Below are 19,911 nucleotides of genomic sequence, written 5' to 3'. Positions count from 1 at the left end.
AACGCATAATGAGTGCTGGTAAAGTTGTACAAGTAATTGGACCGGTTGTCGATGTTGAATTTCCCCTAGATGGCGATTTACCTGAAATTAATGATGCTTTGAAAGTCCAAAAAGGCGATAACGATGTTTTAGTAACAGAAGTAGCGCTGGAATTGGGTGACGGAGTTGTCAGAACGATTGCCATGGACGGAACCGATGGTTTGCGTCGTGGGATGGAAGTTGAAAACACGGGAGCTCCAATTGAAGTTCCTGTGGGTAATGACACACTAGGACGAGTATTTAATGTTTTAGGGGAAACCATTGATGGTGGCCCTAAATTTGGTCCTGATGCAGAACGATGGGGGATCCACCGGGAAGCACCAAAATTTGATGAAATTAACCCGTCAACTGAAGTGTTGGAAACGGGAATTAAGGTTATTGACTTATTAGCCCCTTACATTCGGGGTGGTAAGGTTGGATTGTTCGGTGGTGCCGGAGTTGGTAAAACCGTTTTGATCCAAGAATTAATCCATAACATTGCCCAGGGACACAACGGAATTTCCGTCTTTACGGGGGTTGGTGAACGAACCCGTGAAGGAAACGATATGTACTTCGAAATGAAGGGATCGGGAGTTCTGAAGCAAACGGCCATGGTGTATGGACAAATGAACGAGCCGCCTGGTGCCCGGATGCGGGTTGCCTTGACGGGACTAACGATTGCCGAATACTTCCGGGATGAAGAAGGTAAGGATGTGTTGTTATTTATCGATAACATCTTCCGATTTACCCAAGCCGGAACGGAAGTTTCTGCCCTCTTGGGTCGGATTCCTTCTGCCGTAGGGTACCAGCCGACGTTAGCCACGGAAATGGGTCAGCTGCAAGAACGGATTACCTCAACGAAGAAGGGTGCCATCACCTCGATTCAAGCGGTTTATGTTCCTGCCGATGATTACACCGACCCGGCACCCGCAACGACGTTCGCCCACTTGGATGCCACGACGAACTTGGAACGATCTTTGACTCAACAAGGGATTTATCCAGCCGTGGACCCATTGGCATCAACTTCATCCGCTTTGGATCCTGCCATTGTCGGGGACGAACACTTCCAAGTTGCTAGTGAAGTGCAACATGAGTTACAGCGGTATCGTGAATTACAAGATATTATCTCTATCTTAGGGATGGATGAGTTGTCTGACGAAGAAAAGACCATCGTTGGTCGGGCTCGTCGGATTCAATTCTTCCTCTCGCAACCATTCTCAGTGGCCGAAACGTTTACGAACGTTCCTGGTAAGTACGTTTCCGTGAAGGATACGGTTGCCGGATTTAAGGGCATCCTAGATGGTAAGTACGATTACATTCCTGAAGACTTCTTCAGAAATTGTGGTCCCATTGAAGATGTGGTTGCTAAATACGATGCTACCCAAAAGGATACCGACAAGTAAGGAGGGATCTAATTGGCTGAAGCAAAGAATGTTTTAACCGTTAGTATCGTGACTCCGGACGGGCCGGTTTATACTAATGAAAATTGTTCATTAGCAGTCGTGCAAACGCAAAGTGGTGATTTGGGGATCATGGCTAACCATATTCCCGTAATTGCTGCCTTGCAGATTGCGCCAGCTGAGTTTAAAAATCAGGACGGTCAATCTGATACAATCGCTGTTAACGGTGGTTTTGTTGAATTTTCGAACAATGAGTTAACGATTGTGGCCGACAGTGCGGAACGCAAAGATCAAATCGATGTGGACCGGGCTAATAGTGCCAAGGAACGGGCTCAACGAGAAATTGAAGAAGCCAATAGTAAACACGATGCTGATACAATGAAACGAGCTGAAGTTGAACTTCGCCGGGCATTGAATCGGATTAATGTTGCTAATCAGCGTTAATTTTTATAAAGGAAAGTCATGCTTGCATGGCTTTCTTTTTTTTTGCCTTAAAAGGAAGTCAAAGTGAAGCAAACGGGGTGTTTCAACGACAGTATTGTTATTTTATGATAAGATTAAGGATAGCAATAAACGGAGGAATGAAAATGAATGGATTTGGATTACAGGCTTTGATAAGTGTCATTAGTCAGTTGTTTTTTGTGATTTTATCGTTTTGGGCCATTCAAGGAATTCATTTTGAACGGTTTTTACCCATTAAAGAACAGCAAGGCAAAGTTCTATTGGTTTTAATGGCCATCGTGATTGGTTCTTTAAGTAGTAATTTCTTTCTTTCCTTTATTGATAACCTCAAAAATTTACAATTCTTATTTTAAAATCAGCTAGGAGAAGAAAAATGGATAAAATTATTGTTCGCGGTGGCAACCGCTTATCCGGAAGTGTGCACATTGAAGGAGCTAAAAACGCGGTGTTACCCATTTTAGCAGCGACTATTTTAGGGAGCAGCGAGAAAAGTATCTTAACGAACACGCCGATTTTGTCTGACGTTCATGTTATGAACGAAGTGTTACGAAGCTTGCACCTGCAGGTTAACTTCGATGAAAATCATAACAGAATTACAGTTGATGCGACGGGTGATATCAGTAGTGAAGCACCTTTTGAGTACGTTTCGAAGATGCGGGCTTCCATTGTGGTATTAGGGCCACTGTTGGCACGCTTGGGTAAGGCTCGAGTGGCTTTACCCGGTGGTTGTGCGATTGGTTCCCGTCCGATTGACATCCATTTACGTGGATTTGAAGCTATGGGTGCTACGATTGAACAACACGAAGGTTACGTAGAAGCGACGGCACCTGAGGGACTCCACGGCGCAGAAATTTATTTTGACTTTCCAAGCGTCGGAGCAACCCAAAACGTGATGATGGCCGCCACCTTAGCTGACGGGGAAACTGTGATTAAAAACGTGGCGCGGGAACCAGAGATCGTTGATTTAGCCGACATGTTAAATGCCATGGGGGCGCAAATTAAAGGCGCCGGAACTGATACCTTGACCATTGAAGGAGTGGATCAGTTACATGGGGTTCATCATGAAGTAGTGCAGGACCGGATTGAAGCTGGAACTTTCATGGTGGCCGCCGCTGCTACGCAAGGGAACGTACTAGTGGAAGATGCAGTCATGGAACACAACCTGCCTCTTATTGCTAAGTTACGAGAAATGGGCGTGGAAGTAATCCAAGAAAAAAAAGGAGTTCGAATTGTGGGCCCTGCTACGTTGAAACCAGTGGACATTGAAACTGCCCCTTACCCTGGGTTTCCTACTGATATGCAACCGCAAATGACCGTTTTGCAGCTCGAAGCTGATGGAGTTAGTACGTTAACCGAAACGGTTTTTGAAAACCGGTTTATGCACTTAGACGAATTACGGCGGATGAACGCTAAATTTGAAATTAAGGGCAACACGGTGGTCATGCACGGACCGACTAAATTTGAAGGGACTGAGGTGGCTGCTACCGATTTAAGGGCTGCTGCAGCGCTCATTATTGCTGGTTTGATTGCAACTGGGGAAACTCAAATTACGAATCTCCAGTACTTAGACCGGGGTTACTACGAAATTGAAAAGAAATTACGCCACCTAGGAGCCGATATTGAACGAGTTTCTACGGGGGAATAGCGTGATAAATGCGGACTTATGATATAATCTACACAATTAGTTTTTAACTAGAAAGGAAGAAAATTATGGCTGAAGATATCGGAATTGACTTAGGAACAGCCAATGTGTTGGTATCTGTAACTGGGAAAGGGGTCGTTTTAAACGAACCTTCTGTGGTTGCAATTGATACCAAGACTAATAAGGTGCTCGCAGTCGGAAAAGAAGCTTATGAAATGGTTGGCAGAACCCCCGGTAACATTAAAGCTATTCGTCCTTTAAAGGATGGGGTTATCTCTGATTTTGACGTTACTGAAGCAATGTTAAATTACTTCATCAAAAAATTAAGCGTTAAAGGAATGGTTTCCAAGCCGAAGGTAATGATTTGTGCACCCACTAACATTACTAATATCGAACGGAAGGCCATTATCGAAGCGGCCCAAAAGTCAGTGGGAGGAGAGGTTTTCCTAGAAGAAGAACCAAAGGTTGCTGCCATTGGAGCGGGAATGGATATTTTCCAACCGACTGGGAGCATGGTAATTGATATTGGAGGGGGAACCTCTGACATTGCGGTGGTTTCACTGGGAGATATTGTCGCTAGTAAATCGTTGAAACTGGCGGGAGACGTCATGAATCAAGATATTGTAGATTACATGAAACAGACTCACAACATCATCATTGGGGAACATTCAGCTGAAAAAATTAAAAAATCAATTGGAACTGCAAAAGCAGATCCAAACGACATTCAGGAACTCCAAGTTCGGGGACGGGATGCAGTTAGTGGAATGCCAATTTCGGTTACCATTAACAGTGGCGAAATTGCCGATGCCATCCACCTGTCAGTACAAATGATCATTAACGCTGCGAAGAGCGTTCTAGAAACGATTCCTCCAGAATTAGCTGCTGATATCATTGATCGTGGAGTGATGCTGACCGGGGGAGGATCCATGTTAAAGAACATCGACGTGGTAATTTCTGACGCACTGACGGTGCCTGTGGTGGTTTCCGAAGACCCGTTAGAAAACGTGGCCAAGGGGGCTAGTTCGCTCTTGGAACACATTGATACGACGAAGAAACCCCAAAAAAAGTTTAGTTTATTCGGTCGCGATAAGTAAGCTGTGCAAACGTTCTTAGTCAAGCTCATTCGAGCTTATCAAGTCGGAATCTCTGCACATACGCCGCCGACCTGTCGGTACCAACCGACTTGTTCACACTATACTCAGACTGCTATTGAACGCTTCGGTAGTTGGCGGGGATTGGTAATGGGAGTTGCCCGAATCTTACGGTGTAATCCGTTGGTGCCTGGAGGCTTTGATCCAGTCCCAACTCATTTTAGTGTCCGGCGTAATCGAGTAAAATAGAATGGAGGTTAGAATGAGTCGCAAAGAAAAACAAATTGAATTAGAAGTGGTGGAAACACCCCAACACGAAAATTTAGTTCAAATTAAAGGTCAAACGGTGGGTAAAATTGTGGCCAATGCGGACAAGTTTGACTGTTACGTGGGCAACCAAATTTTTCACGAGAAAAACGAAGCGGATGCATTGCAACAAATCATTCGTGAATATAATTTACACCAACGGTAACCTTAGGTTTAGATTAAGGAGAGTTAGTTGTGTTTCAAAGAAAACAAATGCAAAGTGACGATCGCATCGATTGGAGTATCATCTTTTGCGTTCTGATGTTAGCGTTGGTGGGGTTAGGATCCATTTACGTAGCTGCTTCTCACGATACGGGGTCTGTTTCGGTGGTAAGAACCGTTGTATCTCAATTAGTGTGGTACGCTATCGGAGCAGGCGCCGTCGTAGTGATTATGCAGTTTGACGCTCAACAGTTGTGGAAGATTAGTCCTTACGTTTATTGGTTAGGAATTGCATTGCTGTTTCTGGTGCTGTTCCTGTATAGTCGAGCTTATTATGTGCAAACCGGAGCCAAAAGCTGGTTTGCCTTCGGACCGTTGACGTTTCAGCCGTCTGAAATTATGAAACCAGCGTATATTTTGATGGAAGCCCGGGTTATTGCGACGCACAATAATCAGCATCCTATTCACACGGTGCGGAGTGATTGGAAACTACTAGGTAAAATGTTCCTTTGGACGTTACCAGTCATTATTTTACTGAAGGTCCAAAATGACTTTGGGACAACGGTAGTGTTCTTAGCCATTTTGGGTGGTTTAATCATCGTCTCTGGAATTAGTTGGAAAATCCTTGGACCCGGAATCATTGCATTTGTAGCCTTAGTCACCACCGCTGTGATGTTAGTGGTTACTAGCGGTGGCCGGACGATTTTAGGGCACCTAGGATTTAAACAGTACCAATTTGAACGAATCGATAGCTGGTTACACCCGGCGTCTGATTCCAGTAACCAAGGTTTTCAACTCTGGCAGAGTATGAAGGCCATCGGTTCAGGTGGATTAACGGGGACCGGCTTTAATGTGTCCCATGTTTACGTTCCTGTGCGTGAATCCGATATGATTTTTTCCGTAGTCGGAGAAAACTTTGGGTTCATCGGTGGAACGCTTTTAATCTTACTGTACTTCCTGCTGATTTATGAAATGATTAAGGTGACGTTCCAAACTCGTAACGTCTTTTACGCCTACATTTCTACGGGTGTAATTATGATGATCCTGTTCCACGTGTTTGAAAACATTGGAATGAGCATTGATTTGATTCCAATGACTGGGATTCCGTTGCCATTCATTAGCCAAGGGGGTTCTGCCCTGATTGGGAATATGATTGGAATCGGCTTTATTATGTCGATGCAGTATCATAACAAGAATTCGATGTTTAGTAACGTTAAACAATTTTCGTAAAAGTCTACTGCGGTAGGCTTTTTTATTTGGTATTTTAACTGATGTACAAAAGTGTTATACTTAAGTTTCCAAAACATACGAATGGGAGAAAAAGCAGATGACAGATAAAAAGCAACACATCGCGTTATTATTTGGTGGCGATTCTTCAGAACACGACGTTTCCAAACGATCGGCGCACAACATTTTTGATGCCATGGATAAGGATAAGTATGATGTGAGCCTCTTTTTGGTAACTAAAGATGGCTTTATCCTGGACGATGCGTCCTCACATCGAGTATTTGCTGGTGAAGCAGAGGAAGACGTAGTTGCAGAAGTAGTCCCTAAGTTAGACCGTGAGCAGCCATTAGCTCCCATCCTAAACCTGGATAGTACGAAAAAGATTGACGCCTTTTTCCCTATTATTCACGGGAACCTCGGTGAAGACGGAACCATCCAGGGCCTCTTACGCTTATTGCAAAAGCCTTACGTTGGTAGTGGGGTCCAAGCTTCGGCACTGGCCTACGACAAGGACTTTACGAAAAAGATTTTAACGGCGACGGGCGTACGAAACACCAACTACGTATTAGTGACCCCGGGAAATGTTACTGACTGGGATTACGCTAAAATTAGTCAAAAGCTCGATTCCAAAATTTTGTTCGTTAAACCATCCCGGCAGGGTTCATCGATTGGAATCCATAGGGTGGAAAATGAAGCAGAGTACGAAGCGGGAATGCAAGACGCGTTACGCTACGATACGAAGATCTTAGTTGAAGAAGCGATTGAAGGGCCCGAAGAGGTGGAAATTTCCATTTTAGGAAATGAACAACCCGAAGCTTCCAAGATTGGGGCAATTAAAGTCCCAGCCGGAGATGCTTTCTACACTTACGACAACAAATTCGTGGATGCTAGCGCGGTTCAATTTACGATTCCAGTCGAACTACCGCAACCAGTTAGTGAAGAAATTACCAGGATGGCTTTACGTGCTTACCAAGCTCTTGAATTAAAGGGAATGGCACGGATTGACTTCTTGGTTTCTAAAGATTTCACCCCATACCTTGGTGAAATTAACACGTTACCAGGTTTTACTAACATCTCGTTATACCCGCAATTGTGGGAAGCAACTGGTATTAGTTATACAGAATTAATTGATCGCCTGATTGAGCTCGCTAAGGATGAGTTTAAGCGACAAACTGCCATCTTGCATGACTTCAAACCATTGCAAGCTAAGGATCAAAAAAAGGTTTACAAAGCTAAATAATGCAAAATGCCCCTGGAGAAATCCAGAGGCATTTTTTAATGGATTGACAAGTACCAAGAAACATAGGATAATAATACTTATTTTTTCGTAGATAATTTGTTAGAGGAGCACATTAATGTTGATCTTCCCATCTCCACAGTTGTTAACGGAATTGAGCCGCCTAGTCAGAACCAAACGGCAACAAATTCATTTATCCCAGGCTGACTTAGCTCGTGGGATTTGTACCCAAACCACCATTAGTACCCTGGAGAATGCAACCAGCTTTTCTAAATGGGAAATTGTCCCGCTGCTCCTAGCGCGACTAAAAATTAATCCTCAAGAACTAGAAAATAACTACTGTCGGCGATATCGTTACGGAGAAACGCAACTCCAAATATTGGAAGAACTGCTATTTCAATTTAAATTTAAGCAGGGAGCACAACAATTAGCTGTGATTAAAGTCGAAAATTTGGATTCTCGTGTTTTACTGAGTCGCTATCATTGTTATGCTGGTTTTTTGCATCTGCTTTTAGAGAAGAACCTGGAAGCAGCGATGATTGCTTTTGAGCGCTCCTCAGATTATCAAATCGGCACGACGCCCCATCCGTTTATTCATGGTCTAACCCGGTTAGGGGAGGCAGCCACTTATCGGCACCTTAATTTTACCCGTCGGGCCCAACAATCACTCATTAAGGCCTTGGAACAGTTAAAGCAGTTGTTACAAACGGAACCAGAATCATTATTGACGTTAATCCGCTTTGGCATGGCGGTTACGACCTTGGGTTCGGTATTAGAATTACATACCGAAACGCAGATCGCGTGTCAGTTATTAAGAAATTATCTGCATCAACACTACTCATACTACTGCCTGGCTGATTTATATTACCTAGAAGCAGCCTGTTTTCAAGCCTTGAAGCAACCAGCGAATGCTAGCCATTTAATGCAACGAGCTGATCAACTGGTGCATTTGAAAAATAACAGCAAATTAAAACAAATTTATCAAATGTACCAACCAAAAAATTCCTAGCAAAAGTGCTAGGAATTTTTTGGTTTTATTGATTGCTTTGTTTCCCTAATTGCCGTTCGGGAATCAATTCATTTTTAAGGTTGGTTTTTACTACTAAAACGTCGCAAGTAGCAGCCCGGGTCACGTATTCTGTAACCGAACCAATTAACAACCGTGCTACGGCGTTCAATCCAGTGGCCCCCATGATGATTAAATCAACGTTTAATTCGTGGGGTAGATCCTTAGCAATAATGGTCTTTGGTGCACCGTATTCAATCGAATAGTCAATGTCTTCTAATCCAGCTTCGTGAGCCGTTTGCATGTATTTTTCCAAACGATTCTTACTTTTATCGGTAATTTCATCAACGATGCTGTTGTCAAAGCTAGAAACGTCTTGGTAGGCTCGAGTATCAATGGCATGAACGAGGTGTAAATGAGCCTCATTTCGTTTGGCGATGGCGACGGCTTTTTCAAAAGCTAATTCAGCGCCATAAGATCCATCAACAGGAACTAGGATGTTGCGATATTCTTGTAACATAAATAATCACCTCATTTAGATTTGTGAATCATCTAATCAACTTTATTTTAACGCTCTTTCTGAAAAATAGTAGGGTTTAATGGTTCATAAAGGGAACTAACAGTAGTTCTGGAATTAAGCAACCCAAACAACCACCGACTAGCGCGATAACCAGAAGGGGAGTGTTATTAAGTAAAATAGCCCCCACGGTTAATCCAGCCAAAATCAGCAAACAGCTCCCACTAATTTTCAGGATTTGCTGTAACTTCGGATTATTTTCCGGGTGAAAGAGGAGAAATGAGCGATGTTGGTGGAGTAAAAAGTAGATTCCATTCCCAGCTAAGAGTAGGGCAAATAGTAACGCTAAGAGATTAATCATGGTGATCCTCCTTGGAAGTTTGGTCCTGGTGCTGAGCTTGTTGCAATTTTTGGTACTGTTCAGCGTATGCTCTTTCCATTTTGCCAGTTGTTTTAGGTTGGTAATACTGAGCATCCCTAATGCGATCGGGCAGGTATTGTTGGTTGACCCAGCCGTTTTTAAAGTTATGAGGGTACTGGTACCCTACGTGACCTAGTTCCTTGGCACCCTTAAAATGAGCATCGCGGAGGTACGGAGGAATTTCTCCGTAGTTACCGGAACGGACGTCTTCTAATGCAGCTGCCATTGCCGCCATCGCTGAGTTGGACTTTGGGGAAAGCGAAAGTTCGATAATAGCGTTGGCCAGGGGAATTTGGGCTTCTGGGAGACCGACCCGTTCGGCGGCTTGAACTGCTGTAACTGCTCGTTCGGCAGCTGGGGGATTGGCGAGGCCAACGTCCTCATAGGCAATTACCATTAAGCGACGGATAAGGGAGGTTAAATCTCCGGCCTCAATTAGCCGAGCCGCATAGTGCAACGCCGCATTGGCATCAGAACCCCGGATTGATTTTTGGAGGGCGGAGAGGACGTTATAGTGGGCGTCACCGTTCTTATCCTGGGTGAGGGCTTGTTGTTGTAAACAAGCTTCGACGTCTTTAATCGTGACATGAATTCGTCCTTTAGTTTTAGGAGTCGAGCGGACGGCCAACTCTAAGGCATTCAGTGCACTCCGTAGATCCCCATTGGTGCGATGACTGAGAAAATGTAATGCATCTTGATCAAGGTCAACTGGTTCGTTACCAAGTCCGCGCTCTGAATCATGTAAGGCCCGTTCAATGGCTGTTTCAATGTTTTCACTAGTGAGCGGGTGAACCGGAAAAATTTGAGTTCGTGAGCGGATGGCCGGGTTGATATTGATATAAGGATTCTCAGTCGTCGCACCAATTAAAATGATCTGTCCGCTTTCTAGTAAGGGAAGGAGAAAATCTTGTTTGGTTTTATCGAGACGGTGAATTTCATCTAACAATAACACCACGGTGCCACTCATTTTGGCTTCCTCGGCTACAATTTGTAGATCCTTTTTGGTGTCAGTGGCCGCGTTGAGGGAGCGAAAGGCGTATTTCGAGGAACCGGCAATGGCACTAGCAATGCTGGTCTTTCCGGTTCCAGGAGGACCATATAAAATCATGGAGGACAACAGCTGAGCATTGACCATTCGATTGATAATTTTGCCTGGGCCAACGAGGTCTGGTTGACCCACGATTTCTTCAATTTTAGTGGGACGCATTCTGTATGCGAGTGGTTTTTGCATAAAAGCCTCGTTCTAATGGTGAAACAAACGCTGCCAAAAGGATTGATGGGCAGATTTTGGGGACTCCTCAGGTTTTGGAGCTGGGGCTTGGAACTCAATTGATTCTACGTTGATAGCGTTTGAAGCAGCAATCACAATGCCCGCTTGATCAGCAGCCGTTCCGTAGTCGGTATTGTTTTTGAGGGTAAACTTGGTGTGTAACTCGCTAGCTAACTTAAGGTAGGGGCTTTGGAATGCACTATCAAGGTTACCGTTAATCAGGACGCTATAGTTGGAATGCTGTTCTAGTAATTGTTGGGCCTGCTTAATAGCAGCGTCGTTACTAACTTCCCCGACGGGAATGACTAGGGCCACTCGTTCGCGAAAGGTCCCGAGGTAGCGACGTTGCTCATCGGGATTGATTTGGGGAGTGCCCCCGCTCATGGCTTGATCCAGGCGATCTTGAACGTTATTTTCGTTTGGCATGGTTAGTGCTCCTTTCTAATTTATTCTTTATTGTAACATCAAGTTGATGGTAACAAAAAAAGAGCGCCCTCCAAGCAGAGAGTGCTCTAGAATCACTGATTAACGGTTGTAAAATTCAACCACTAGGGACGTGTCAATGTTAGCATTTAATTCGTCAGGTTGAGGAAGCCGAGTTAAGGAACCTTCTAACTTATCAGCATCAAAGGAAACGTAAGTTGGGCGACTAACCACTGCTTCAACTGCTTCTTTGATGATGGCGAGGTTCTTAGACTTTTCCCGAACGCCAACTACTTGACCAGGTTCAACTTCGTAAGAAGGAATGTCAACCCGTTTACCGTCAACCGTGATATGACCGTGGTTAACTAATTGACGAGCTTGACGCCGCGTCGTAGCTAAACCTAAACGGTAAACCACGTTATCAAGACGTTGTTCCAACTTAATTTCGAAGTTATCACCATGCTTACCTTCCCGAATTTTACCAGCCTTTAGGAACAAGGAGTAAAATTGACGTTCAGTTAAGCCATACATGTAACGCATCTTTTGCTTTTCACGTAATTGAACACCGTATTCAGAAAGTTTTTGACGTCGACCCTGACCATGAACACCAGGTGCGTAAGGACGCCGTTGTAACTCTTTACCAGTACCTGATAAAGAAATGCCGAGTCGACGAGAAATGCGCCAACTTGGTCCAGTATATCTAGACATAATAAATCCTCCAATAAAATATTTTGGAGTAAAATAATCAAATGCACACTTAGTATTCGTGCATGTCTCTCAGAACTTTCACCTCAGCAGCCGGTGGGTTACTAATTAAACTATTCAAGATAGCAAAGACATGTTGACGAGCTTACCGTGTACCGCTGCATTATTTTACACGAACTTAATTCTAGCTGGAATGGGTTGACTTGTCAACGGAATTGGTTGATTTTCTAGGGAAAGAGGCTGCTTTCTCTGTGATGACTATGGTATAATCCAAAGAGACTGTAATATTAACAGCTAGTTAATAAATCTAATTTAGGCGAAGGTCGAAAATCATGCTAAACGTTATTATCGGGATTGTAGTTATTATTATTATCATTTATCTTGCTGTCGTTGTGTACCAACGAACCCAATTAAAGCAAGCTAAAGCTATGAACCTTGAGTTGACGCGTTTGAAAAATTTATCGCTCACGGATCAGTTACAAGCGGTGAAACAGCTAACGCTCACGGGGGATTCATTAACTAAGTTTCAAGAAGCTCAAAAAAAATATCAAGACGTCCAACAAACCCAGTTTCCGGATGTGGCTCAGAGTCTGACGGCTGCCGAGAATGATGCCAAGGGGGTTAACTTCTTACAAACTCGTGATGACGTTGATCAGGCTCACGCTAAATTAGAAGCAGCCGCGACCAATCTGGATCAGGTGCAGGCCACCCTTACAAACATTCAGAAAATGGAGCAAGCGCACCAACAGGCAGTGGTCGACTTAGAAACTAATTATCAAAAACTACGAAAGACCTTATTAAACGATAACAGTAAGTATGGTCCAGCGATTGACGCACTGGAAGGTCAGCTTTCTTCCATTGAAGATACGTTTGCGGACTTTTCTGCACTAACCAAAAAAGGTGATCATCAGAATGCCGAAGTGATGCTGGGGGATTTAAAGCAAGCCACGATGACCTTAGAGCAAAAGATGGAGTCCATTCCAGAACTATACCAATTAAACCACGAGCAGTTTGTGAATCAGCTGCAAGAGATTGAGTCAGCATATGCTAAATCACGAGCAGAAGGATTTTGCTTTGCGGATGATGATTTCTCAATGACTTTAAAGGAACTTCACCAGGCCGTTCAAGACAATTTAGAAAACATTAAACACCTCGATTTAAGTTTCGTGAGAGAACAAGATAACGAGATTGAAAAACGAATTAATGGACTTTATGATCGCCTGGAAACGGAGATGAATGCGCGGTTGTTTGTTGATAAACAGCTCGACGTGATTGGCCGCTTCATTCAGCACGCATGGCAGCAAAACAAAACCCTGGCGGATGAATTAGAACGGTTGAGTCACAATTATTCGTTAGAGCACGGTGAAGTTGAAAATACCGACCGACTCCAAGAACAAATTAGTTTGATCAACCAAAAGTATCAGGGCGATTGCCAGACGATTAAAGATCATCAGGCCATTTATTCACAAATTGCGGCGGATTTGAAACAGTTCCAGCAATCCTTAACTAACATTGAAAAGAAGCAACGGGCGCTGAATGACTCGATTGCTGATTTAAGCGAGGAAGAGCAACAGGCCCAACAAACCTTAGAGGATTTAAACGCTGAATTACACGCCATTCATCGGCGAATTGAAAACCTGAATTTGCCGGGGATTTCTGCAGACTACGCCGAGTATTTTGAAATGGTTTCTAAAGAAGTGCAACATTTGAAAGCCACTATGAATAAAGCTAAAATTAGTATGGATGACGTCCAAAAGCAGTTGGAACAAATCAAACACGATCGTGACCAACTTCAGGAAAAAACTAGCGATTTGATTGACCAATCTTTACTGGCAGAACAAGTGATTCAATATGCGAACCGTTACGCAGCAACAAATCCAGCGATGGCAGCATCAATTCATAAAGCCCAGCAGCAATTTGAGCGGGATTATCGATATGAGGATAGTCTAGCAACGATTGCCAATGCTTTGGATCAAGTCGAACCGGGCGCTTTTACCCGAATTGAAGACAACTACTATAAGAATAAAGCTAAAACTAACTAATCATTAAACAGATGGAAGCCAGGTCGAGTTACTGCGGCCTGGTTTCGTTTTTCAAAGGAGTGATTACCATTATTTATTTTGATAACAGCGCGACCACTAAGGTGGATCCGGCTGTGCTAGCGACTTACAACCAGGTGAGTGAGGATTACTGGGGTAATCCATCTAGTTTGCATAATTTTGGCGAAAAAGCCGATCAATTATTGATTCAGTCCCGTCGGCAAATTGCGAGTCAGTTAGGCGTGCAACCGGCAGAAATCTTTTTTACCAGTGGGGGAACCGAAGGGGATAACTGGGTTGTGAAAGGAACCGCGCTAGCCAAGCGTCAGTTTGGGCGGCACTTAATTACCACCCAGGTTGAACACGATGCTGTCAAACACTCGATGCAACGTTTAGAAGAACTGGGATTTGAGGTAACGTATCTCCCGGTAGATGAAGAAGGGCGGATTCGTCCGGATGATTTACGCCAAGCAATTCGCTCGGATACGATCTTAGTTTCCGTGATGGCGGTCAATAACGAGATGGGCGCCGTGCAACCATTGGCTGAAGTGGCGGAGATTTTACGGGATTACCCGAAGATTCACTTTCACGTGGACGCCGTTCAGGGAATTGGCAAAGGCTTGCACGATCTGATTTTTAACGATCGGGTCGACTTTGCAACCTTTTCGGGGCACAAATTTCATGCACCACGGGGCGTAGGCTTTATTTACGGACGAACCGGCAAGAAATTGATGCAATTTTTAGACGGAGGTGGTCAGGAACGGGGCCAACGGAGTGGAACCGAAAACCTGCCAGCGATTGCGGCAATGGCTAAAGCGGTTCGCTTGTTAAAGCAAAACGAACCACAAACGGTGGCAACCGAACATGAGCTCCGTTTAAACTTGCGGGATTATTTGCAACGGTTTGCAAAGGTCCACATTTTTTCGGGCACCGGACCGCATTTTGCGCCTCATATCCTGTGCTTTGCGATTGAAGGGGTGAAAGGGGAAACCATCGTGCATGCGTTTGAAGAGGATGACATTTATTTGTCCACCACGAGTGCATGTTCGTCGAAAAAAGGACTAACTTCTAGTACACTGAGTGCAATGGGAGTTGATCCGGAAATTGCTCGGGGAGCAGTTCGGATTTCTCTGAGTGACCAAAATACGATGGCAGAGGTTGAACAATTTAAGCGGGTCTTTGCCAAGTTATACGAACAATTTAAAACCTTGAGTTAAAGAAAAAGGGAAGTGACAGAATGGAATACAGTGAAATTATGGTTCGCTACGGGGAACTCTCCACGAAGGGGAAGAACCGGAAGGAGTTTATCCGCCAGTTGGGCCAAAACATTCGCAACGTGTTGAAACCGTTTCCTGCGGTTGTAGTGAAAGCCCAACGAGATCGGTTACACGTGGTGTTAAATGATCAACCAGCCCAACCGGTCATGGATGCCTTGCAACAGGTGTTCGGGATTGAAACTTTTTCGCCGGTGGTAAAGCTACCAAAGGATGCTAGTTTAGCTGACATTCAGCAAACGGCGAAACAAATGATTAAGGAACAATATCAACCCGGCCAAACTTTCAAAATTGCGACTCGGCGCCAAAATAAAAACTATCCGTTAAATACCTACGGCATTGATGATGGAGTCGGCAGTTATATTTTAGAGGCCATTCCGGGAATTCGAGTGCAAATGAAGCACCCAGACATTAACCTCCAAATTGATGTTCGTTTAAGTGGAATTTATTTATCGAGTATCACAATTCCGGGTGCACTGGGTTTGCCAGTCGGAACCGGTGGACGAGCTACGATGATGTTATCTGGAGGAATTGACTCGCCGGTAGCAGCCTATCTAGCTATGAAGCGGGGCGTGAAAGTCGATATGATTCATTTCTTTAGTCCACCGTACACTAGCCAACAAGCCCTCGCGAAAGCGAAAGATCTGGCGGCTAAGCTTGCGGCCTTTGGGGGCACTATTGACTTCATTCAGGTACCGTTCACCAAGGTGCAGGAAGAAGTGAAAAAACGGGTTCCAGAGGGTTACTTAATGACGATTCAACGGCGGATGATGCTGCGCTTGGCGGCGGCCATTACGATTGACCGGCACTGTAACGGGGTCTTTACTGGAGAATCACTAGGTCAAGTTGCTTCCCAAACGCTCGAAAGCATGCGGGCAATTAACGATGTGACATCCTTACCCGTACTGCGGCCGTTAATCTCATTGGACAAAACCGAAATCATTAAAATTGCGCGGGAAATTGATACCTACGACCTCTCAATTATGCCATTTGAAGATTGTTGTACAATCTTTACTCCTCCCGCTCCGAAAACGAAACCGGATTTAGAGAAAACCCGCGAATTTGAAAAGTTGGTGGACGTAGACGGTTTAATGCAAGAGGCCTTAGCTGGAATCGAAGTCACGAAGATTAACGTAGGGGACGATTACCTCAATTCCCAAGAAGACGTTTTTGCTGAATTGCTATAAAGGGCAGTCAGAAAGGAATCATGATGAAAGTTAAATTAATGGATCACGAAGTTGAATTAGTGGGTACTCCGCCAGCAGTGGGGGACCGTTTGCCAGAGTTCACAGTACGAAATGATCAAAATCAGCCAGTGACCACGAATGATTTACTGGGGAAACCAATGGTTTTATGTGCTGTTCCAGATTTAGACACGGACGTGTGCAGCATGGAAACCAAGAAGTTTAACCAACAAGCGGACCAGTATCCCGCTGCCCGGTTTGTGACGATTTCCAACAACTCGATTGCAGAACAAACGGACTGGTGTGCTGCCAAGGGCGTGCAGAATTTATCCGTGTTATCCGATGCACAAGGAGAATTTGGTCAGGCCACGGGTCTGTACGTTCCTAGTTTCAAGCACCTTGCCCGGGCCGTTTTTGTCGTAGACGCGCAGGGAAAAATCACGTACGAAGAAATTTTGGATCAAATTGCGGCTGAACCTAATTATCAACAAGCTTTAATGGCCCTGGAACAACTTCTCTAATAAAGGAGTTGACGAATTAGTTAAAGTTCAGTATATTAATGGGCAAACAATAAATGTGATGAACAAGAGGCAAATTGAAACGAGTTAGAAGCGAGAGAGCGTTGGTGGGAGGCTCTTAACGAAGCCAGTTTGTGTAACTTGGGAGCAGTTATTACGAAACCAGTAGTTATAACCGGTTACCGCCGTTATTGGAATTGAGTTGGGATTAACAGCTTTGTTAATCCAATTTAGGTGGTACCGCGAGCATTCGTCCTATTGTGAAATAGGAACGAGTGCTTTTTTATTTTTGAAAGGGTGATTCGATGAGCAAGGAAGAAGCCAAAACAACCATGTCCACGAAGTTTGATCCGCAAGCCGTGGAACAAGGAATGTACCAAAAATGGGTTGACGAAGGCGTATTTAAACCCAGCGGGGATGAACAGGCCAAGCCATATTCAATTGTGCTGCCACCGCCAAACGTAACGGGAAAGCTCCACTTGGGGCACGCTTGGAACACGACGCTGCAAGATATGCTGATCCGGCAAAAGCGAATGGAAGGATACGATACGTTATGGTTACCCGGCATGGATCACGCGGGAATTGCAACGCAGGCCAAAGTGGAAGCCATGCTACAAGACGAAGGCATTTCACGGTACGATTTAGGTCGAGAAAAGTTCATTCAACAGGTTTGGGACTGGAAGGATAAGTTTGCGGCTACGATTCACGAACAGTGGGCTAAACTGGGATTATCTTTAGACTATGACCGTGAAACCTTCACCTTAGATGACGGAGTTTCAAAGGCCGTCCGGAAGGTCTTTGTGGACTTGTACAATCAAGGCCTGATTTACCGAGCTAAGTACATCATCAACTGGGATCCCCAGGCTAGAACGGCCCTCTCAGACATTGAGGTGGAACACAAAGACGACAAGGGTGCCTTTTACCACGTTAAGTATCAATTTACTGGTGACACCACGTTTGATGGTAAAGACTACATTGAAATTGCGACGACCCGGCCAGAAACAATGTTTGGGGACGTGGCCGTGGCGGTTAATCCAAGTGATGAACGTTACAAAGACTTAGTGGGCAAGACGGTCATTGTCCCGTTGGTTAATCGGGAAATTCCGATTATTGCAGACCACTATGTTTCACCTGACTTTGGAACTGGAATGGTGAAGATTACCCCGGCTCACGACCCGAATGACTTTAAGGTCGGGAAACGACATGATTTAGCAGAAATTAACACGATGAACGAGGATGCGTCCCTCAATGAAAACGCCGGGAAATACAACGGGATGGATCGATTTGAGGCCCGCAAAGCCATTGCCGACGACCTAGAAGCCGCCGGGGCCATGCTGAAGGTTGAACCAATTGTTCACTCCGTTGGGCACTCCGAACGGACGGGAGTTCAAGTCGAAGCCCGCTTGTCCACCCAATGGTTCGTGAAGATGAAGCCATTGGCAGAAGCCGCTTTGAAAAACCAACAAACGGATGATGCTGTGAACTTTGTCCCAGAACGATTTGAAAAAACGTTTAGTCGGTGGATGGAAGACGTGCATGACTGGGTTATTTCCCGGCAACTCTGGTGGGGACATCGGATTCCAGCGTGGTACAACAAGCGCACTGGTGAAATGTACGTGGGTGAAACCGCACCGAAAGACATTGAAAACTGGGAACAGGATCCAGACGTGCTGGATACCTGGTTCTCATCTGGGTTGTGGCCGTTTACAACCATGGGGTGGCCAGACACCAACTCGCATGATTTCAAGCGTTACTTCCCCACTTCAACGATGGTTACCGGTTACGACCTAGTCTTCTTCTGGATTTCGCGGATGATTTTCCAAAGCCTTCACTTTACCGGGCGACGGCCTTTCAAGGATGTCTTACTGCACGGTCTAATTCGGGATGAACAAGGTCGCAAAATGAGCAAGTCCCTTGGGAACGGAATTGACCCCATGGATGTGATTGACCAATATGGTGCGGATGCTCTGCGGTGGTCCTTATCTACTGGAACGACGCCCGGTCAAGACGAACGGTTTAGTTATGACAAGATGGATGGTTCCTGGAAGTTTGTTAACAAGATTTGGAACGCGAGTCGATACGTAATTATGAACCTCGGGGAATTGGAAAAACCAGAGTTACCAGCCGAATCAGACTGGAACCTTGCCGACCGGTGGATTTTAGCCCGTTTGAACAAGACGGTAGCAGCTGTCCGGGAAAACTACGACAAGTATAACTTTGGAGAATCCAATCGGGCCTTGTACGATTTCATCTGGAACGATTTCTGTGACTGGTACATTGAAATGAGTAAGGAAACGTTAACTGGTGACGATGAACAAGCTAAGCAAAACACGCGCAACGTGTTAGCGTACGTTCTTGACCAGTTCCTTCGGCTCTTGCATCCAGTTATGCCGTTTGTAACGGAAAAGATTTGGCTCTCCATGCCACATGAAGGGAAATCGTTGGTAACCGCTACCTATCCAGAAGTTCATGCTGAATTCACTAATGAAAATGCCGAAAGCGACATGGAACACTTGATTGAAATTATCAAAGCGGTTCGTAACATTCGGGCCGAGGCGGGAGCTCCGTTAGGAAATCCAGTTGATATTTTGATTAAGACCAAGGACACGGACTTACAACGGGTGTTAGAAACCAACCGTGAGTATTTGGACCGTTTTGGTCACCCACAAAAGTTGGAAATTGGTGCTGACGTTTCCGTACCTGACTTAGCTATGACAGCTGTGGTAACAGATGCTGAAGTTAGCATTCCACTGGCTGAATTGATTGATTTGCACGAAGAAGTGCAACGCTTAACCAAGGAAGTCGAAAAGTTCCAGGCCGAAGTTGATCGCGCTAAACGGAAGTTAGCTAATGAAAAATTCGTGGCTAATGCTCCAGCAGCGGTGGTTGATGAAGAACGCAGTAAACAAGCTGATAACGAACAAAAATTAGCAGCCGCGAAGAAACGGTTGGCTGATGTCCAAGCAGCTTTAGAAGATTAAAAAAACAAGCCCAGAATTTTCTGGGCTT

At 44.8% G+C, this 19,911-nt stretch carries 20 protein-coding genes and 1 other annotated feature; of the genes, 15 read left to right on the top strand and 5 right to left on the bottom strand.

Features of this window, described 5'->3' with window-relative positions:
* The first annotated feature begins 8 nt into the window (after nt 1-8).
* From atpD to M3M38_RS01850, 10 genes are all read left to right on the top strand, one after another.
* Entirely contained in the window at nt 9-1,421 is a 1,413-nt protein-coding gene (gene atpD / locus M3M38_RS01895; protein WP_252814544.1) for a F0F1 ATP synthase subunit beta, read from the top strand.
* Between the two features lie 12 nt (nt 1,422-1,433).
* On the top strand, nt 1,434-1,862 hold the full coding sequence (locus M3M38_RS01890) for a F0F1 ATP synthase subunit epsilon (protein WP_252767384.1): 429 nt from the start codon (nt 1,434-1,436) through the stop codon (nt 1,860-1,862).
* A 143-nt stretch (nt 1,863-2,005) separates the two neighbouring features.
* Nucleotides 2,006-2,233 carry a DUF1146 family protein gene (locus tag M3M38_RS01885; protein ID WP_252814542.1) on the top strand — a complete coding sequence of 76 codons (228 nt, stop codon included), beginning with the start codon at nt 2,006-2,008 and terminating at the stop codon, nt 2,231-2,233.
* A 20-nt stretch (nt 2,234-2,253) separates the two neighbouring features.
* Nucleotides 2,254-3,525, top strand: coding sequence for a UDP-N-acetylglucosamine 1-carboxyvinyltransferase (gene murA, locus M3M38_RS01880; RefSeq protein ID WP_252767382.1), 1,272 nt, complete (start codon nt 2,254-2,256; stop codon nt 3,523-3,525).
* 65 nt (nt 3,526-3,590) lie between these two features.
* Complete coding sequence (mreB, locus tag M3M38_RS01875; protein ID WP_252814541.1) at nt 3,591-4,616, top strand: rod shape-determining protein; 1,026 nt, start codon at nt 3,591-3,593, stop codon at nt 4,614-4,616.
* 3 nt (nt 4,617-4,619) lie between these two features.
* Nucleotides 4,620-4,862: a membrane protein insertion efficiency factor YidD gene (gene yidD, locus M3M38_RS01870; protein ID WP_252767380.1), complete on the top strand. Its 243-nt coding sequence runs from the start codon at nt 4,620-4,622 to the stop codon at nt 4,860-4,862.
* Between the two features lie 13 nt (nt 4,863-4,875).
* The gene (locus tag M3M38_RS01865) at nt 4,876-5,085 is read left to right on the top strand and encodes a DUF2969 family protein (protein ID WP_252814539.1); all 210 of its coding nucleotides are present in this window, start codon (nt 4,876-4,878) and stop codon (nt 5,083-5,085) included.
* 47 nt (nt 5,086-5,132) lie between these two features.
* Entirely contained in the window at nt 5,133-6,311 is a 1,179-nt protein-coding gene (locus tag M3M38_RS01860; RefSeq protein ID WP_252814855.1) for an FtsW/RodA/SpoVE family cell cycle protein, read from the top strand.
* Between the two features lie 97 nt (nt 6,312-6,408).
* A complete protein-coding gene (locus tag M3M38_RS01855) occupies nt 6,409-7,548 on the top strand; it encodes a D-alanine--D-alanine ligase family protein (RefSeq protein WP_252814538.1) in 1,140 nt (379 codons plus the stop codon).
* A 115-nt stretch (nt 7,549-7,663) separates the two neighbouring features.
* A complete protein-coding gene (locus tag M3M38_RS01850) occupies nt 7,664-8,554 on the top strand; it encodes a helix-turn-helix domain-containing protein (RefSeq protein WP_252814536.1) in 891 nt (296 codons plus the stop codon).
* Nucleotides 8,555-8,579: 25 nt separating this feature from the next.
* Here M3M38_RS01850 and M3M38_RS01845 read toward each other — a convergent pair whose 3' ends face one another.
* The 5 genes from M3M38_RS01845 to rpsD form a co-directional block, all read right to left on the bottom strand.
* Nucleotides 8,580-9,071: a universal stress protein gene (locus tag M3M38_RS01845; protein WP_252767376.1), complete on the bottom strand. Its 492-nt coding sequence runs from the start codon at nt 9,069-9,071 to the stop codon at nt 8,580-8,582.
* Nucleotides 9,072-9,147: 76 nt separating this feature from the next.
* A complete protein-coding gene (locus M3M38_RS01840; protein ID WP_252814535.1) occupies nt 9,148-9,429 on the bottom strand; it encodes a hypothetical protein in 282 nt (93 codons plus the stop codon).
* The gene (locus M3M38_RS01835; RefSeq protein WP_252814533.1) at nt 9,422-10,720 is read right to left on the bottom strand and encodes a replication-associated recombination protein A; all 1,299 of its coding nucleotides are present in this window, start codon (nt 10,718-10,720) and stop codon (nt 9,422-9,424) included. The genes M3M38_RS01840 and M3M38_RS01835 overlap by 8 nt, the downstream gene beginning before the upstream one ends.
* 12 nt (nt 10,721-10,732) lie before the next feature.
* Nucleotides 10,733-11,185: a YueI family protein gene (locus tag M3M38_RS01830; RefSeq protein WP_252814532.1), complete on the bottom strand. Its 453-nt coding sequence runs from the start codon at nt 11,183-11,185 to the stop codon at nt 10,733-10,735.
* 99 nt (nt 11,186-11,284) lie between these two features.
* Nucleotides 11,285-11,890 carry a 30S ribosomal protein S4 gene (gene rpsD / locus M3M38_RS01825; protein ID WP_252767372.1) on the bottom strand — a complete coding sequence of 202 codons (606 nt, stop codon included), beginning with the start codon at nt 11,888-11,890 and terminating at the stop codon, nt 11,285-11,287.
* Nucleotides 11,891-12,219: 329 nt separating this feature from the next.
* Here rpsD and ezrA point away from each other — a divergent pair, with 329 nt between their 5' ends.
* From ezrA to M3M38_RS01800, 5 genes are all read left to right on the top strand, one after another.
* Nucleotides 12,220-13,929, top strand: a complete 1,710-nt coding sequence (ezrA, locus tag M3M38_RS01820; RefSeq protein WP_252814530.1) for a septation ring formation regulator EzrA — start codon at nt 12,220-12,222, stop codon at nt 13,927-13,929.
* Nucleotides 13,930-13,997: 68 nt separating this feature from the next.
* Nucleotides 13,998-15,143 (top strand): cysteine desulfurase family protein, encoded by a 1,146-nt coding sequence (locus M3M38_RS01815; RefSeq protein WP_252814854.1) that lies wholly within the window; start codon nt 13,998-14,000, stop codon nt 15,141-15,143.
* 20 nt (nt 15,144-15,163) lie between these two features.
* A complete protein-coding gene (gene thiI / locus M3M38_RS01810; protein ID WP_252814529.1) occupies nt 15,164-16,387 on the top strand; it encodes a tRNA uracil 4-sulfurtransferase ThiI in 1,224 nt (407 codons plus the stop codon).
* 20 nt (nt 16,388-16,407) lie between these two features.
* Complete coding sequence (tpx, locus tag M3M38_RS01805; protein ID WP_420842656.1) at nt 16,408-16,905, top strand: thiol peroxidase; 498 nt, start codon at nt 16,408-16,410, stop codon at nt 16,903-16,905.
* A 49-nt stretch (nt 16,906-16,954) separates the two neighbouring features.
* Nucleotides 16,955-17,163, top strand: a binding site (T-box leader).
* A 44-nt stretch (nt 17,164-17,207) separates the two neighbouring features.
* Entirely contained in the window at nt 17,208-19,883 is a 2,676-nt protein-coding gene (locus M3M38_RS01800; RefSeq protein WP_252814527.1) for a valine--tRNA ligase, read from the top strand.
* Nucleotides 19,884-19,911 lie beyond the last annotated feature (28 nt).

The organism is Fructilactobacillus cliffordii, from assembly GCF_024029355.1.
In the GTDB taxonomy this organism is placed as follows: Bacteria; Bacillota; Bacilli; order Lactobacillales; family Lactobacillaceae; genus Fructilactobacillus; species Fructilactobacillus cliffordii.
Note: the sequence above shows the minus strand (reverse complement) of the source record. Positions and strands in the feature narration are given on the sequence as shown.